Source organism: Kineosporia succinea (assembly GCF_030811555.1).
GTDB classification, from domain to species: Bacteria; Actinomycetota; Actinomycetes; order Actinomycetales; family Kineosporiaceae; genus Kineosporia; species Kineosporia succinea.
Window position 1 is genome coordinate 1,162,628 of the sequence record NZ_JAUSQZ010000001.1, and the last position, 16,439, is coordinate 1,179,066.

At 71.3% G+C, this 16,439-nt stretch carries 14 protein-coding genes; 6 read left to right on the forward strand and 8 right to left on the reverse strand.

Annotated features, from left to right (window positions below):
* Nucleotides 1–23: 23 nt before the first annotated feature.
* Together J2S57_RS05260 and J2S57_RS05265 are read right to left on the reverse strand one after the other, a co-directional pair.
* Nucleotides 24–1,622: a putative bifunctional diguanylate cyclase/phosphodiesterase gene (locus J2S57_RS05260; RefSeq protein ID WP_307238937.1), complete on the reverse strand. Its 1,599-nt coding sequence runs from the start codon at nucleotides 1,620–1,622 to the stop codon at nucleotides 24–26.
* 247 nt (nucleotides 1,623–1,869) lie between these two features.
* Nucleotides 1,870–2,865 (reverse strand): LacI family DNA-binding transcriptional regulator, encoded by a 996-nt coding sequence (locus J2S57_RS05265; protein ID WP_370882570.1) that lies wholly within the window; start codon nucleotides 2,863–2,865, stop codon nucleotides 1,870–1,872.
* Between the two features lie 107 nt (nucleotides 2,866–2,972).
* Here J2S57_RS05265 and J2S57_RS05270 point away from each other — a divergent pair, with 107 nt between their 5' ends.
* Nucleotides 2,973–3,311, forward strand: a complete 339-nt coding sequence (locus tag J2S57_RS05270) for an L-rhamnose mutarotase (RefSeq protein ID WP_307238941.1) — start codon at nucleotides 2,973–2,975, stop codon at nucleotides 3,309–3,311.
* A 67-nt stretch (nucleotides 3,312–3,378) separates the two neighbouring features.
* On the opposite strand, the gene J2S57_RS05275 is transcribed toward J2S57_RS05270, so the two are convergent.
* Both J2S57_RS05275 and J2S57_RS05280 read right to left on the reverse strand, forming a co-directional pair.
* On the reverse strand, nucleotides 3,379–4,986 hold the full coding sequence (locus tag J2S57_RS05275) for an MDR family MFS transporter (protein ID WP_307238943.1): 1,608 nt from the start codon (nucleotides 4,984–4,986) through the stop codon (nucleotides 3,379–3,381).
* A complete protein-coding gene (locus J2S57_RS05280; RefSeq protein WP_307238945.1) occupies nucleotides 4,983–5,519 on the reverse strand; it encodes a MarR family winged helix-turn-helix transcriptional regulator in 537 nt (178 codons plus the stop codon). The genes J2S57_RS05275 and J2S57_RS05280 overlap by 4 nt, the downstream gene beginning before the upstream one ends.
* Before the next feature lie 130 nt (nucleotides 5,520–5,649).
* Between J2S57_RS05280 and J2S57_RS05285 the strand changes: the two genes are divergently transcribed.
* The gene (locus J2S57_RS05285) at nucleotides 5,650–6,195 is read left to right on the forward strand and encodes a MarR family winged helix-turn-helix transcriptional regulator (RefSeq protein WP_307238947.1); all 546 of its coding nucleotides are present in this window, start codon (nucleotides 5,650–5,652) and stop codon (nucleotides 6,193–6,195) included.
* A 42-nt stretch (nucleotides 6,196–6,237) separates the two neighbouring features.
* Nucleotides 6,238–7,635, forward strand: coding sequence for a dihydrolipoyl dehydrogenase family protein (locus J2S57_RS05290; RefSeq protein WP_307238949.1), 1,398 nt, complete (start codon nucleotides 6,238–6,240; stop codon nucleotides 7,633–7,635).
* Nucleotides 7,636–7,699: 64 nt separating this feature from the next.
* Here J2S57_RS05290 and J2S57_RS05295 read toward each other — a convergent pair whose 3' ends face one another.
* Together J2S57_RS05295 and J2S57_RS05300 are read right to left on the reverse strand one after the other, a co-directional pair.
* Complete coding sequence (locus J2S57_RS05295) at nucleotides 7,700–9,265, reverse strand: DEAD/DEAH box helicase (protein ID WP_307238952.1); 1,566 nt, start codon at nucleotides 9,263–9,265, stop codon at nucleotides 7,700–7,702.
* Nucleotides 9,266–9,574: 309 nt separating this feature from the next.
* The gene (locus tag J2S57_RS05300; RefSeq protein WP_307250992.1) at nucleotides 9,575–10,894 is read right to left on the reverse strand and encodes a D-arabinono-1,4-lactone oxidase; all 1,320 of its coding nucleotides are present in this window, start codon (nucleotides 10,892–10,894) and stop codon (nucleotides 9,575–9,577) included.
* Nucleotides 10,895–11,027: 133 nt separating this feature from the next.
* Here J2S57_RS05300 and J2S57_RS05305 point away from each other — a divergent pair, with 133 nt between their 5' ends.
* The 3 genes from J2S57_RS05305 to J2S57_RS05315 are packed head-to-tail and all read left to right on the forward strand — an operon-like array spanning nucleotide 11,028 to nucleotide 14,670.
* Entirely contained in the window at nucleotides 11,028–12,230 is a 1,203-nt protein-coding gene (locus J2S57_RS05305) for an amino acid deaminase/aldolase (protein ID WP_307238954.1), read from the forward strand.
* Between the two features lie 16 nt (nucleotides 12,231–12,246).
* On the forward strand, nucleotides 12,247–13,176 hold the full coding sequence (locus J2S57_RS05310; RefSeq protein WP_307238956.1) for an FAD-dependent oxidoreductase: 930 nt from the start codon (nucleotides 12,247–12,249) through the stop codon (nucleotides 13,174–13,176).
* 48 nt (nucleotides 13,177–13,224) lie between these two features.
* Nucleotides 13,225–14,670: an MFS transporter gene (locus J2S57_RS05315; protein WP_307238958.1), complete on the forward strand. Its 1,446-nt coding sequence runs from the start codon at nucleotides 13,225–13,227 to the stop codon at nucleotides 14,668–14,670.
* A gap of 60 nt (nucleotides 14,671–14,730) precedes the next feature.
* Here the strand turns inward: J2S57_RS05315 and J2S57_RS05320 are convergent, their stop codons facing one another.
* Nucleotides 14,731–15,318, reverse strand: a complete 588-nt coding sequence (locus J2S57_RS05320) for a hypothetical protein (RefSeq protein WP_307238960.1) — start codon at nucleotides 15,316–15,318, stop codon at nucleotides 14,731–14,733.
* A 165-nt stretch (nucleotides 15,319–15,483) separates the two neighbouring features.
* On the reverse strand, nucleotides 15,484–16,437 hold the full coding sequence (locus J2S57_RS05325; protein ID WP_307238962.1) for an acetylxylan esterase: 954 nt from the start codon (nucleotides 16,435–16,437) through the stop codon (nucleotides 15,484–15,486).
* Nucleotides 16,438–16,439: the final 2 nt, after the last annotated feature.

Consider the following 16,439-nt stretch of genomic DNA (forward strand, 5'->3'; position numbering starts at 1 on the left):
CCGCGGCCGTTGTCGATATGAACTCAATTCAGGACGTCGGGGAGCGAGCCGGGCTCGCCGTCGATGAACCCCTGGTATTCATCACATCCCATCTCGCGCAGCAGCCCCAGCGTCGGCTCGTCTTCGACGCCCTCGGCCACCACCGTCAGGCCCATGCCGTGCCCCAGACCGAGCACGGACGCGACGACGGCGCTCGCGGTCAGCTCACCGGGGAGGTCGGCGACGAACGTGCGGTCGACCTTGAGCACGTCGACGGGGAGCCCCCGCACGTACTGCAGGGACGACCAGCCGGTGCCGAAGTCGTCGAGCGCGATCACCACCCCCACGGCCTTGAGCTCGTCGAGCACCCGGTGGGCGGTGGCGGGGTCGTCGGAGAAGGCGGTCTCGGTGACCTCCAGGACGAGCCGGGCCGGGTCGACGCCGCTCTCCGAGAGGGCCCGGGTGACCGTTCTCGTGAGGCGGCCGCTGACCAGCTGCCGGGCCGAGATGTTCACGGCCAGGGTGAGCCGCTCGTCGGGGAGGTCGGCCAGGTCGGCGAGGGCCTGGCGCAGCACCCAGTCGCCGAGCTCGACGATGCGGCCGGTGCGCTCGGCGATCGGCAGGAACACGTCGGGGGCGAGCACGCCGAGCTCCGGATGACGCCAGCGCAACAGCGCCTCGACCCCGGTGACGCGGCGGTCGCCGCAGGTGCGGCGCGACTGGTAGACGAGCTCCAGCTCGCCGTCGCCGACCGCCCGGCGCATCGCGGTGGCCAGCTCGAGCCGCTCCTCCTCGTCGTCGCGCAGCCCGGCGTCGAACAGCTCGTAACGCCCACGGCCCCGGCCCTTGGCGTGGTACATCGCGGTGTCGGCGTCACGCAGCACCGCGGCCACCGGGTCGTCGGTGTCGGGCACCGCGTCGACCACGGTGATGCCGACGCTGACACCGGGCGAGACCTCGGCGTCGCCGATGACGATCGGGGTGTCGAGCACCTCGATCACCCGGGTGGCCATCGCGACCGCGTCGCCGACCTCGTCGACCGCCAGCACCACGACGAACTCGTCACCGCCGAAGCGGGCGACCACGTCGGCACTGCGGCACCGCCGCCGCAGGCGTTGCGCCACGGTGACCAGGACCTGGTCGCCGACGGCGTGACCGAGGCCGTCGTTGATGTCCTTGAACCCGTCGAGGTCGCAGAAGAGCACGGCGAGCTTGGTCGTGCTGCCCGGCCGCAGACGATGGAGCGCGCTGTCGAGCCCCTCCATCAGGACGGTGCGGTTGGGCAGGCCGGTGAGGGAGTCGTGGGTGGCGCGGTGGGTCAGGTCGGTGTCGCCCGACGACGGCTCGACGACGCGGTTCACCGCGACCAGACCACGGGAGCCACCGGCCTGGTCGTAGAGCGCGGCCACGGTGGAGGAGATCTCGACCACCGCCCCGGACCGGCTGATCTGCCGGACCCGGCCGTGCCAGCGCCCCTGCACGTGGACCTGGCGCCGGGCGAGCGCGGCGTCGCCCTCCTGGTACACGGTCTCCACCAGGTCGGTGAAGCGCCGGCCGACCGCCTCGGCCGCCGGGATGCCGTAGGTGCGCTCGGCCGCCTCGTTCCAGTGGGTGACGGCACCGAGCCGGTCGAGGCTGATCACCGCGTCGGGCAGGATCGGCAGGAGTGATCCGACGACGTCGGACGGGCGTGAACTCCCGGTTCCCCGGGAGGGGACAGAGCTGATTGCGGGCACGGCGGGCGCCGGGGGCGCGAGCCGAAGCCCTCGGTCCTGAGTGAGATCCGATTGCGTCACGATGCAGCACACAGTATCTCGTGTGTTGCATTCTGTTACGGTAAAGAGTCCAATTTGTCGCTTTCCCTGGCTGAGAAATTGCCGAGAAAACCGGTCAGGCGTTCCGTACGGTGGACTCCCGCACGATCAGCTCCGGCAGGTACACGACCTGACGGTGCCGGTGGGCCCGGGCCCCCTCCTCCAGGGCGGCCGTCTCCTCGGTCAGCAGCTCGGCGGCGGTGCGGCCGATCTGGTGGCGCGGCTGGCGCACGGAGGTCAGGGGCACGGCGGCCGCGGCGGCGAACTCGATGTCGTCGTACCCGACGATGGCGAGGTCTTCGGGCACCCGGATGCGCAGGCGGGTCATCTCCTGCAGCAGGCCGAGGGCCAGCAGGTCGTTGGCGCAGAACGCGGCGGTGGGGCGGCGCGAGGCGGGCATCCCGGCCAGGCGCTGGCCGGCGGCGCGCCCCTCGGCCACGGTGAGGGCGGCGGTGGGCAGCACGGTGAGGTCACCGGTCACCGCGTCCCGGAACCCACTGAGGCGGTCGTGGACCTGGCCCAGGCTGTCGGGGCCGCCGACGAAGGCGAAGCGCTCGTGCCCGCTCTCGCGCAGGTACTCCCCCGCCAGGCGGCCGCCGTAGACGTCGTCGACCGAGACCGAGCACCAGTCCTCGCCGCCGGTGCGGTCGACCAGCACCACCGGCACGCCGACGCCCGGCAGCACCGAGCGGTCGACCCCGGCCGGATTGACCGGCGTGACGAGCACCCCGCGCACGCGCTGCTCGAACAGGAGCTCCAGGTACTCGTGCTCGCGCTGCCGGCTGTTGTCGCTGTTGCAGAGGAAGACGGCCAGCCCGGCGTCGCGGGCCCCCTCCTCGATGCCGCGCGCGACGTCGGTGAAGAACGGGTTGGCGGCGTCGAGCACCAGGTACCCGATCGTGCGGCTGGCCCCGGCCCGCAGGTGACGCGCGGACTCGTTGCGCACGAAGCCGAGCTTCTCGATCGCGGCCTCGACCCGCGAGCGCGTGGCCGCACCCACCCGGTCGGGCCGGTTCAGCACGTTGGAGACGGTGCCGACCGAGACCCCGGCCGCGGCCGCGACGTCTTTCACGCTCACCGACACGGTCGCCCCTCACTCCTCGACAAGGACCTTGACACCACGGATTGGCCCGGCCTAGCTTCGCACGGACCTGAATCGTTTCATAGCCAAGGACGTCCATGAACAGGTACTGCTTCCTGCTGCAGGTCCGGCCCGACCGGCTGGACGAGTACAAGGAACGCCACGCCGCGGTCTGGCCCGAGATGCTGCGCGCCCTGGCCGATTCCGGATGGGCCAACTATTCACTGTTCGCCCGCGAGGACGGCCTGCTGGTCGGCTACGTGGAGTCGGAGGACCTGACGGCGGCGCAGGAGGCGATGGCCCGCACCGATGTGAACGCGCGCTGGCAGGCCTCGATGGGCGAGTTCTTCACCGGCCTGGACGGGCGGGCGCCGGACGAGGGATTCCTGCTGCTGGAGCCGGTGTTCAACCTCGAGGACCAGCTCGCCGCCCTGTAGGAACGGGAAAGGCCCGGGAGCCCCCGTGGGGTTCCCGGGCCTTTGCGACCGGCATTTGCGACCGGGGTCAGCGGGTGACAGCCTCCGGTGACTCGGTGGCCGACTCGCCGACCTCGGACGGCTTCATCGAAACCGTCTTGCGCAGGGCGACCTCCTGGATGAACACGGTGGCGATCAGGCCGACCACGCCGACCACCGCGGCCACCACGAAGATCCGGGCCGTACCGTCACCGTAGGCCGCGCGCACCACCTCGGCGATCGGGGCGGGCAGGTTCTTCACGTCGAGGGTGCTGCCGCCGGACATCGCCGAGGCGTCCACCCCGATCCCGGTGAGGCCCTTGGCGATCAGGTCGGTGACGTGGTTCGACAGGATCGCGCCGAGCACGGTCACGCCGACCGCGCCGCCGAGCGACCGGAAGAACGCGATGACGCCGCTGGCGGTACCGATCTCGTGGCTGTCGACCGTGTTCTGCACGGCCAGCACCAGGTTCTGCATGGAGGCACCGACACCGGCGCCGACGAGCACCATGTAGAAGCCGATCAGCACCAGCGAGGTGGTGTGGTCGATCGTGCCGAGCAGGCCGAAACCGACCACCAGCAGGGCGACCCCACCGACGATGTAGCGCTTGTAGTAGCCGGTGGCGACGATCATCCGGCCGACCACGATCGAGGACACCATCACGCCGAGCATCAGCGGCATGGTGAGCAGGCCGGCCTCGGTGGGCGAGTAGCCGCGGGCCACCTGGAAGTACTGCCCCAGGAAGACCGAGCCACCGAACATCGCGATACCGACGGCCAGCGAGGCGATCACGGCGAGCAGCGTGGTGCGCTTGCTGATGATGGCCGGCGGGACGACCGGCTCGGCGACGCGACGCTCGACCACCACGGCCAGGGCGAGGATCACCAGGGCGCCGCCCAGGAACGCGGCGGTCTGCCAGCTCAGCCAGGCGAAGTCGTCACCGGCGAAGGAGACCCAGATCAGCACGGCGCTGACGGCGGCCGCGATCAGGAAGGCGCCGCCCCAGTCGATCGAGGCCTTGCGCGGCTTGTGCTCCAGGTGCAGCGTCTTCTGGATCAGGGCCAGGGCGATCACGGCCAGCGGGACGCAGACGTAGAAGCACCAGCGCCAGCCCAGGCTGCTGTCGACGATGACGCCACCGATGAGCGGGCCGCTGACGGTGGCCAGGGCCATGACCGAGCCGAGGTAGCCGTTGTAGCGGCCACGCTGACGGGGCGGGATCATCGCGCCGATGACGGTCTGGGCCAGGGCGGTGATGCCGCCCATGCCGATGCCCTGGATGACGCGGAAACCGATCATCTCGCCGACGTTCTGCGAGGCGCCGGCCGCCGAGGAGCCGATCACGAAGATCACGATCGACAGCTGGAGCAGCAGCTTCTTGTTGAACAGGTCGGAGAGCTTGCCCCAGATCGGGGTGGTCGCCGTCATGGCCAGCAGGGTGGAGGTGACGACCCAGGTGTAGGCCCGCTGGGAACCGTCGAGGTCGGCGATGATCGTGGGGAGCGCGTTGCTGACGATGGTCGAGCTGACCATGCCGACGAACAGCGCGGCGAGGATGCCGACGAGCGCCTCGACGATCTGGCGGTGCGACATCTCGGCGGGGTGGGCGTCGGGTAACTGCTGTGACGACGGCGGATTGACCGTGCTGGAACTCATGCGTGGACCTTTCCCTTACTGCTCAATGCTGTTTCACCGGTCGTGGCCGCCGCGCGGTTCGCCGTCGGATCGCCGCGGTGCGACGCCGGTTCGTTCTGCTGGATCGTCTGCTGCAGGGCCTCGTCGAGGCGCACGAGCTGTGCGCAGAGCTGCCGGGCCTCGTCGTCGCTCCAGCCGCCCAGGGCGTTGGTGACCTGGGCGACCCGGTGGGCACGCATGTCGGCCAGACGCTCCGAGCCGGCCGGGGTGACGTGGGCCAGCCAGGCCCGCCCGTCCTGCGGGTCGGGACGACGGGCGGTCAGGCCCGCCGCCTCCAGCACCGCGAGTTGCCTGCTCACCACCGAGTGGTCGACCCCGAGCAGGTCGGCCAGTCCGGAGGAGCGCACCTCCCCACAGCTCTCGACCTGGCTCAGCACCATCAGGTTGCTGAACGAGAGGCGGTCGGCCTCCTTGCCCGCCAGGGCCTTCATCGAACGGCCGACCGACTGCAGCTGGTGGAACAGATCGGAGACCGCCGTAGCGGTGACGGGCATCGGGCGCCTTCTTCCAAGGATATTTGCTTGCCGAAGACAACTATAAACAGAACCGTTGCGCAGGGCAACTAATTCCCCCGTTCGGCAGCTCCCGGTGTCCGGTCGCGAGCTGCGCTTATAGGCTGGCCGCGTGTCACCAGACGATCCCCAGCACGCGTCGGTCGCCCCCGAGGCCGTCGAGACCACGGCTCCGGACGCCTCGAGCGACCCCCAGCAGTCCGAGAAACAGCCTGAAAAACCCAGCCCGTACACGACGATCGAGCAGGAACTCACCGTGTTCGTGCGGCGGGCGCGCGGTTTCTCGGCGCAGATGTCCCGCGAGTTCCACCCCGATCTCGAGCCCGGCGCCTACGCCATGCTGCTCTGGCTCGACGACGTCGGCTCGGCCCGGATGACCGAGATGGCCTCGTACTTCGGCATCGGCAAGCCCACCGTCTCGCGTCAGCTGCAGCTGATGGAGAAGCTCGACCTGATCACCCGAGAGGTCGACGAGAACGACCGCCGGGCGCAGCGTCTCACTCTCACCGACAACGGCGCGACGCTGGTGCACCAGGCCCGTGAGGCCCGGCGCGCGAGTTTCCGCGACCGTTTCGGCGACTGGCCCGACGAAGACGTGGATCGCCTGGCCGAGCTGCTCAGCCGTCTCAACGAGAGCCTGAGCAAGACCACCAATTGAGGACGCCGGTGGTCCCGGCCGTCCCCAGACCCGAGGAGCGCAGTGGCTGAGTCAGACGAGTTCGACGTGATCGTGATCGGTGCGGGTCCGGCGGGCGAGAACGTCGCGGGCCGGACGGCCGCGGGCGGGCTCAGCACCGCCATCGTCGAACGCGAGCTCATCGGGGGCGAGTGCTCCTACTGGGGCTGCATCCCGAGCAAGACACTGATCCGTCCGGGTGACGTGATCGCCGCCGCGAAGCGGGTTCCCGGCGCGGCCGAGGCCGTCACCGGCGCGATCGACGTGCAGGCCGCCCTCGCCCGGCGCGACTACATGACCTCGAGCTGGGACGACTCGGCCCAGGTCCCGTGGCTCGAGGACACCGGTATCGCCCTGGTCCGCGGGCACGCGAAACTGACCGGGCCACGCACGCTCGAGGTCACGAGCGGCACCGGGACACGCACCCTCACCGCCCGCAAGGCCGTGGTGCTGGCCACCGGCACCACCGCGGTCGTGCCGCCGATCCCCGGTCTGGCCGAGGCGGATCCGTGGACCAACCGCGGCGTGACCGAGATGAAGGAGGTGCCCGACCGTCTCGTCGTCATCGGCGGCGGGTTCGTCGGCGCCGAGATGGCCCAGGCCGTCCGGCGTCTCGGGGCCTCCGAGGTCACCGTGCTGGAGGGCGGCCCGCACCTGCTCTCGCGCGAGGAGCCGTTCGCCGGCGAGGAGGTCGGCAAGGCCTTCGCGGCGGAAGGCATCTCGGTGCGCACCGGGGTGCGGGCGACCGCGGTGAAGCGGCACGACGACGGCACGGTCACCGTCACGCTCGAGGGTGGCGACGAGATCACCGCCGACCAGATCCTGGTGGCCACCGGCCGCAAGCCGCACACCGACGACCTCGGGCTCGAGAACGTCGGCCTGGCGCCGGGCAAGCCGGTCGAGGTGGACACGAAACTCAGGGCCACCGGCCCGGCGGACAACGACTGGCTCTACGCCGTCGGCGACGTCAACGGCCTGGCCCTGCTCACGCACATGGGCAAGTACCAGGCCCGCATCCTCGGTGACGTCCTGCTCGGCAAGGACATCGAAGACCGCTCCAGCCGCGACGTGGTGCCCCGCGTGACGTTCACCGACCCGCAGGTCTGCGCCGTCGGCCTGACCGAGAAGCAGGCCCGGGAGCGGGGTCTCGAGGTGCGGGTGCTGACCTACGCCACCGGCGGGGTGTCGGGCGCCTACACCTCGGGCGACGGCATCGAGGGCACCAGCCAGCTGGTCGTCGACACGTCCCGCGAGGTGATCGTCGGCGCGACCTTCACCGGGCCGGGCGTGGCCGAGCTGCTGCACTCGGCCACGATCGCGATCAGCGCCCAGATCCCGCTGAGCGATCTCTGGCACGCGGTGCCGAGCTTCCCCACGGTCAGTGAGGTCTGGCTGCGGCTGCTCGAGGCGTACGGGCTCTAGAAACTCCCCCCAACGGGGGACGCCCCGGCAGACTCGCGTCTGCCGGGGCGTCTTTTCGTTCGGTTCAGCTGGCCGGCTGGCGGGGCGCCCGGCTCGGACGGCTCCCGCTCGGACGGCCGCCACCACTACGGGCGCCACCGTTGCCGAAACCGCCGCCGAAGCCGCTGCCGCTGCGGGCCGGCTGGCCCTCACGACGACCCGCACCGCCACCGGCACCGCCACCGGAACGGCGACGCTGACCGCCACCGCTGTGGCTGCGCTCGGAACGCTGCGGGATCGCGCGCACCACGACCTCTTCGCCGGACTCGGCGATCTCGCGCACCAGGACGTGGCCCGGGTGCACGGTGTCGTTGGTGGCCTCGACCTTGGCGTCACGGTGCAGACGGTTGATCTCGCGACCCTGACCCGGCTCGGCGAACGCGACGACCGTGCCCCGGGCGCCGGCGCGCGCGGTGCGGCCGGAACGGTGCAGGTAGTCCTTGTGGTCGCCGGGCAGGTCGTAGTGCACGACCAGGTCGACGTCGTCGACGTGGATGCCGCGGGCGGCGACGTCGGTGGCGACGAGAACGCGGGGCGAACCGGCGGCGAACGCGTCGAGGGCGCGCTGACGCTGGTTCTGGTTGAGGTTGCCGTGGATCGCGGTGGCCTCGGCCCCGGCGCGGCTCAGCTGGCGGGCCAGCCGGTCGGCGCCGTGCTTGGTGCGCACGAAGAAGATCGTGCGGGCCGGACGGACCGCGATCTCGCTCGCCACGAGCAGCTTCTCGGCCGGGCCGCTGAGCGAGAAGACCTTGTGGTCCATCGCGGTGGCGGCGTCGGTGGTCTGCTTGACCGCGTGGAAGGCGGGCTCGGTCAGGTACTCGGTGACCAGCTTGTCGACACCACCGTCGAGCGTGGCCGAGAGCAGCAGGCGCTGCGTGTCGGCCGGGGTGGCGTCGAGGATGCGCCGCACGGCGGGCAGGAAGCCGAGGTCGGCCATGTGGTCGGCCTCGTCGAGCACGCTGATCTCGACCTGCGAGAGGTCGGCGGCCCGGCGGTCCATCAGGTCGATGAGACGACCCGGGGTGGCGACCACGACGTCCACACCACGACGCAGCGCGTCCATCTGGCGGGAGATCGAGAGGCCACCGACGACCGTGGTGACGCGCAGGCCGAGCGGGCGCGACAGCGGGTTCAGCGCCTCGTTGACCTGGCGGGCCAGCTCACGGGTGGGCACCAGGATGATGGCGCGCGGCGTCGAGGCCACGCGCTGCTTCGGCTCGGCGGCCAGGCGCGCGAGCACCGGGATGCCGAAGGCCAGGGTCTTGCCGGAACCGGTCTGGGCCCGGCCGAGAACGTCACGCTTGGCCAGCGCGTCGGGCAGCACCCGGGTCTGGATCGCGAACGGCTTCTCCATACCCTCGCCGGCCAGCGCCGTCACGAGCTTCGCGGGGATACCGAGCTCGGCGAACGACTGGTCTTCGGGGGCCGGGGCCTCGGCGGCCGCGGTGAGGGCCTGCTCGAGCGGGTTCGGCCCGGCGGGGGGACGGGGACGGCCGGAACGACGCGGACCACCCGGACGGCCGCCGGAGCGGCGGGGGCTACCACCGAAGCGGGAACCGGACGTGCGGGGACGATCTGAGGTATACGGCATGTAGTGCAGCTACTCCATCGATACGCAGGAGGCCACGCCGTTCGGAGACGCCGTGTCCAGTAGGGACACGACCTGAGGCTCCGGGCGACCACAGCGGTCTGCGGCCGGCGATGGTTTCGCCGGCAATGTGGAGCGACTCTTTACGTGCGACCACGCGGGCGGCTCGCCCGCTAGAGCGGCGGCGCAGTTCGCGACGCCAGTGAGCACAGCGTACCAGCGGCAAGATTTCTTCCGGGCACCGATGATCTTGCCGGAACCTTGCCACCGTGCGAACCAGGCGTTACGTGCCGGTACGGCCCGACGTGATCATCACCCGATCGGCCCAAGCACCCGGTCCAGGTAGGCGTTGCCGAAGAGGCCCTGGGGGTCGAGGCGGTTCCGCAGCGCGGCGAACTCGGCGTGCAGCGGGTACACCCGGGCCAGCGCGTCCGCGTCGAGCGTGTGCATCTTGCCCCAGTGCGGGCGCCCCGCGTAGTCGGCCATGATCCGCTCGACCGCGCCGAAGTAGCCGTCGTGCGGGGCGCCGGCGGGCACGTGCACGGCGATGAAGGCGCTCTCACGGCCGGAGGCCATCGACAGCGGGATGTCGTCGGGCGCCAGCACCCGGATCTCCACCGGGAACCCGATGCGCCAGCTCGACGCGTCCACCGCCGCGCGCACCCGGCTCATCGCCTCGGGCATCGCGGCGCGCGGGATCGCGTACTCCATCTCCTTGAACCGCACCCGCCGCTGGGTCACGAAAACCCGCTCGGAGCGGTCGGTGTAGCTGCGCGAGCCCCAGACCCGCACCGCGAACCGGTTCATCGGGATCACCGCCGAGGGCACCCGCCGGCCGGTCGCGACCATCATCCGGAACACGTCGTTGGCGACCAGTTCCTCGTCGAACCAGGTGCGTGCCCGGCCCAGCGGTGCCAGGCCGTCTTCGAGCGGCAGGCGGGTCTTGTAGCGGGTCTGCACCCGGTCGGTGTGCGGGAACCAGTAGAACTCGAAATGGTCGATGCTGCCCGCCAGTTCGTCGAAGCGGGCGAGCACCTCACCGATCGGCAGCGACACCTCCTGCGCCCGCAGCGCGAAGGCCGGCACGGTCTGCAGCGTCACGGTCGAGACCACGCCGAGCGCACCCAGACTCACCCGGGCGAACTCGAACACGTCGGCGTTCTCGGTGGCCGAGCAGTGCAGCACCTCGCCGGAGGCGGTGACCAGCTCCAGCGCCCGGACCTGGGTGGAGAGCGCGCCGAACCGGGCCCCGGTGCCGTGCGTTCCGGTGGCCAGGGCACCGGCCACGGTCTGCCGGTCGATGTCGCCGAGGTTGGTCATGGCCAGCCCGGCCTCGGCCAGCAGCGCGTTCAGCCGCCGCAGGGTCAGCCCGCCCTCGACGGTGACCAGGCCGGTGGTGCAGTCGAGCGAGCGCACCCCGGCGTGCCGGTCGAGCGACAGCTGCAGCTGCTCGGGCCGGGCGATGCCGGAGAAGGAGTGCCCGGAACCCACCGGGCGCAGCTTCCGGCCCTCGGCCTGTCTCACCGCGGCCACGATCTCGTCGGTGCCGCGGGGCGTGAGCACCGTGCAGTCGGCGCTCTCGCACCCCGCCCAGTTCGCCCACCCCGACGAACTTCCCGGTTCAACGGACATCACCACGGCCGCCCCCTCCGAGGGAACTGGACGCCCGTCCAGTTCACCGGAAGTCTGTCTCGCTACGGGCGGTGAGTCAATGGTCACAGCGACCGCTTGACCGATTCGCCGGAATACCCCGACGCTTGCCCGCATGAGCGAGCACCCCCTCCGGACGGCCACCAAGGACCGGCTCGACCACGCCACCGCCCATCTCGACCCACCCGTCGCCGTGATCGACCTCCCGGCTCTCGACGCGAACGTGGCCGACCTGCTGCGCCGGGCCGCCGGCAAGCCGATCCGCCTGGCCAGCAAGTCGATCCGGAGCCGGGCCGTGCTGGAACGGGTGCACGCCCTTCCCGGGTTCGCCGGGGTGCTGGGTTACACCGTCGCCGAGGCGATCTGGCTGTCGCAGACGCTCGACGACATCGTGGTGGCCTATCCCTCCGCCGAACGCAACGCGCTGCGCGAGCTGGCCGCCGACGAGCGGGCCCGGGAGCGGGTGACGCTGATGGTCGACTCCCCCGAGCAGCTCGACCTCATCGACGCGGTCGCCCCGGGCCACCCGGAGCTGCAGATCTGCCTCGACCTGGACGCGTCGCTGCGGGCCGCCGGGGGCCGCGTGCACATCGGCACCCGCCGCTCGGCCGTCTTCACCCCGGCCGACGCGCTGCGGGTGGCCCGGGAGATCGACTCCCGCAACGGTTTCCGGCTGACCGGCATCATGTCCTACGAGGGGCAGGTGGCCGGGCTCGGCAACCGGCCGCCGGGCAAGCCACTCTACGGGCTCGCGGTCACCGCGATGCAGACGCTGTCGGTGCGCGAGCTGGCGGGGCGCCGGGCCGAGGTGGTCGCCGCGGTGAACGCCGAGTTCCCGCTGCGGTTCGTGAACGCCGGCGGAACGGGCTCCCTGGAGACCAGTTCGGCCGAGTCCGCGGTGACCGAGCTGACCGCCGGTTCGGGGCTCTACGGGCCCGGGCTGTTCGACGGCTACCGGCACTTCCGGCCCGCCCCGGCCGCGCTCTTCGGCACCGACGTGGTGCGCCGTCCGGGGCCCGGTTTCGTCACGGTGACCGGGGGCGGCTGGATCGCGTCGGGTCCGGTCGGTCACGACCGCGAGCCGATCCCGGCCTATCCGCAGGGACTCTCGCTGATCGGCACCGAGGGCGCGGGTGAGGTGCAGACCCCGCTGAAGGGGGCCCCGGCCGACGGCCTGGCCGTCGGCGACCGGGTCTGGTTCCGGCACGCGAAGGCCGGTGAACTGGCCGAGCACGTCGCCACGCTGCACCTGGTGGCCGCCGACGGCACCGCCGAAGAAGTACCGACCTATCGGGGCGAGGGCAAGCACTTCCTCTAACAGTCAGGGGTTTTCCATGGTGGACGTGGTGGTCGCCGGTGGTGGGATCATCGGGCTCACGTCGGCGGTCCGGCTGCTCGAGGCCGGGCACCGGGTCACCGTGCTCAGCGCGCACCCGCCCGAGCAGACCGTCTCGGCCGTGGCCGCCGCGGTCTGGTACCCGACGCACTTCGAGGCCGACGACCGGCTGCTGCTCTGGGGTCAGCAGGCGCTGCTGGAGCTGGCGAGGCAGGCGTCCGAGGGCGTGCCCGGCGTGACCATGCGGCACAGTCGCATGCTGCTGCGCGGCGCCACCGACACCCCGTGGTGGGCCCAGGGCGTGCCGGGGTTCCGGCTCGAGGCGGCCCCCTCGCCCGAGTTCACCGGCGAGTGGCGGTTCACCGTGCCCGCGGTGCAGACCCGGTCGTACCTGTACTGGCTGATCGAGCAGGTCGAGACGCTGGGTGGATCGGTGGTGCGCCGCACCCTCGCGAACCTGGGCGAGGCCGGGGGCGACGTCGTGGTCAACGCCACCGGCCTGGCCTCCCGCGAGCTGGTGCCCGATCCGGCCGTGCACCCGATCCGCGGCCGCATCGTCGTCCTCAGCAACCCGGGCATCACCGTCTCCTGCCGCGACGAAGACGATCCCGAGGGCGGGATCTACGTGCACCCGCGCTCGCGGGACGTGGTCGCCGGCGGCACGTTCGAGCCCGGGCAGAACGACCTCTCCCCCGACGAGTCCGTCACCGGGTCGATCCTGCGGCGGTGCACGGCGATGGTGCCGGAACTGGCCCGGGCCCGGGTGCTGCGGTCGGTCGCCGGTCTCCGTCCCGGGCGGGAGGGCGGGCCTCGGCTCGAACGCGCGCAGCTGCCCGACGGCCGGCCGGTCGTGCACACCTACGGGCACGGCGGAGCCGGCATCACGCTGAGCTGGGGATGTGCGGACGAGGTGGTCACCCTGGTCTGACGGCTCGCTCGAATGGTGGCCGGCCGGGATGTGTGACAGGTCTAGGGCGTGACCTCGCACGACACCATGCCCCAGACGCGACACGACAACCGCTGGCCCGCCTTCGCCGTGTGCCTGGTGGCCGGGTTCATGACGCTGCTCGACGTGAGCATCGTCAACGTGGCCCTTCCCTCGATCCGCAGCGGCGTCTCGGCCACGTCGAGCGAGCTGCAGTGGGTCTCCTCCGGCTACGCGCTGAGCTTCGGGCTGGTGCTCGTGGCGGCCGGGCGGATGGGCGACGTGCGTGGCCGCAAGAACGTGTTCATCGCCGGGCTCACCCTGTTCACCCTGGCCAGCGCCCTGTGCGGGCTGGCCCCGAACGCCGCGCTCCTGGTGGTGGCCCGGGTGCTGCAGGGGGTCGCCGGGGGCCTGTTGCAACCGCAGATCTCGGGCTTCATCCAGGAACTGTTCCAGGGCAAGGAGCGGGCCCGGGCGTTCGGTCTCTTCGGCGCCACCGTGGGTATCTCGACCGCGGTCGGCCCCCTGGTCGGCGGCGCGCTGATCGCCGCGTTCGGCACCGACCACGGCTGGCGCGCGGTCTTCTTCGTCAACGTGCCGGTCGGCATCGCCGCGGTGATCGCGGCCTTCCGGCTCCTGCCCGCCTCGACGACCCGCCGGGAGTCCAAGGGCCTCGACCCGGTCGGCGCGGTGCTGCTCGGCGCCGGGGTGCTCTGCCTGCTGCTGCCCCTGGTCGAGTCGCGCAGCTGGACCGGCGTCCTGCCCTGGCTGCTGATGATCCCCGCGGTGCTGCTGCTGACCGGGTTCGTGCTCTGGGAACGTCGCGCCGCCGACCCGATGGTCGACCTGAACCTGCTCCGGATCCCCTCGTACAGCCTGGGTTCCGTGGTCGGCCTGGTGTACTTCGCCGGTTTCACGGCCATCTTCTTCGTGTTCGCCCTGTTCCTCCAGGAGGGCAAGGGTTATTCGGCGCTGGAGTCCGGGCTCGCGCTCACCCCGTTCGCGATCGGCTCGTCGGTGGCGGCCTTCGTCGGCGGCCGGCTGATCGGCCGTCTCGGGCTGCGCCTGGTCGCGATCGGGCTGGCCATGGTGATCACCGGGCTGCTCGCGACCGTCGTGGCGGTGCGCCTGGTCGACGGCGACGGGATCGGGCTCTGGACGGCCCTGCCGTTGCTGATCGCCGGGCTCGGCAGCGGCGCGGTGATCTCGCCCAACCTCACCCTGACGCTCGGCGACGTGCCGGTGGCCCAGGCCGGCACCGCGGGCGGCATCGTGCAGACCGCGCAGCGCATCGGTGCCGCGGCCGGGATCGCCGCGGTCGGCGCGTTGTTCTTCGCGCGGCTCGACGGCACCCGGGGAGACTGGAACGCCTCCCTCTCGGACGCGCTGCTGCTGTGCGCGGCGGTCACTTTCCTGGCGCTCGTGGTGGCCGTCACCGACCTGCGCCGACGGGCTCACCGCACCGCCGCGTCCACCGTCGGGAGCGCACAGACGTGAGCCGCGAGGCCCACTCGCTGCCAGAGTGGGCCTCGCGGCCACTGATCACTACGGGTGTTTCTACAGCCGATTGTCGACCTGGGCCCCCGTCCGGGTGAGCGTCACCGTCACCTCGGAGACCTCCATTCCTGTTGCGTCTTCCATCTGCTGGAACTCGTCCATCGCGTCCTGAAGGGTTCCTACGGTGGTGTTGTTGTTGTTCAGGAACGCGTTCAGGGCCGTCTGGTCAAGACTTTGCGGCTGACCGGCGGTGTTCTGATCGGCTATCACCTCCTGAGTGGCCTGCAGGTCCTGATCCGCGAGGATCGCGTCCTGCAGCTGGGCCCGCTGAAGGCCGAAAGCCTCCAGCTGGGCCTGGATGTCATCGGCCCGTTGCTGTGCGTCCTGCTGGGCCTCGAGCTGTGCCTGGCGCTCGTCCAGACGGTCCAGGACCGCCTGCTGCGACTGCTGCGCCTGACTCGCCTGCTCGGTCAGCTGGGCCTGGCGGTCCGTTGCTTCCCGGGCCTGCTGCGTACGCAGCGCGTTCTGCTCAGCGAGGGCCGTGGCCTGTTCGCTGATCGCAGTGGCCGTGTCGCCGAGGTTTCCGATGGGGCCGATGGTCATGTCTGCACCTCGATTCAAGTCGACGGTTACCGACGTCATCAGCATCGGCCCCACCCCCGGAACCTGTAACAGCCGGGATGAGCCGATCGGCGGAAGGGCCCGCCGCATTCGCACGCCCGGAGCAGCGTTCGGTTGCGGGCCCCGCGGACTCAGGTGTCGAATGCGCGCGCATCCACCACACGCTCGCGGTCCTCTTCCTTCCGGGCCTTCCTAGCCGAAGTACTGCCGGAGCCAGTCGAACTGCTCCACCTGCTGATGGAACTGGCCGCCCTCGTGGTCGTTGTACGCCCACTCGCGGATCTGCTTCTCGCCCGACCAGGCGTTGTAGGCGCCGTAGACGGTCGAGGGCGGGCAGGTCAGGTCCATCAACGCGACCGAGAACAGGGCCGGCACGGTGCCGCCGGTGCGGGCGAAGTTGACGGCGTCGAAGTACGACAACGTGTTCAGCAGCTGCCCGGCGGCCGGGCGGCGGCGGGCCAGGAAGTTGCTGATCTCCTGGTACGGCAGTCGGCTCGCGATCCAGGCCGCGCGCGGGAAGTCGCACAGGAACGGCACGTCGGGCAGCACCGCCTGCGCCTCGCCGAGCACTCCCCCGGCGATCGCCAGGCCCCCGCCCTGGCTGCCGCCGACGGTGAGCACCTGACCGGCGTCCACCTCGGCGAGCCCGCGGGCCACCTCCACGGCCAGCGCCGCGTCGGTGTAAAGGCGCCGATAGTAATGGGTCTCGTTCGACTCCCAGCCCCGGGTGAGGAAACCGGGCACCGACGGGCCGTGCGCCCCCGCGTCCTCGGTGTCGCCGCCCTGACCCCGGGTGTCCATCACCAGGTGCGCATAACCGGCCAGGGCCCAGGTGACCCGCTCGTGCGGCAGGCCGCGCCCCATGCCGTACCCCATGTACTCCACCAGGGCCGGCAGCGGCTCGTCACCGCGGTTCGCGGGCAGGTGCAGCCAGGCCTTCACCGGCTGGCCGCCGAACCCGGCGAAGGTCACGTCCCAGGTGTCGACGGCGGTCAGCCGGTTGTCCACCTTCTCCCGGCGGGGCGCCCAGGACGCCTCGCGGGACTCCTTGAGGGTGCTCCGCCAGAACTCGCTGAAGTCCGGTGGCAGAACCGTTTCCGCGGTGTACGTTCGCAGCTGGTCGAGAGGCAGATCCGCGTAGCCCAACT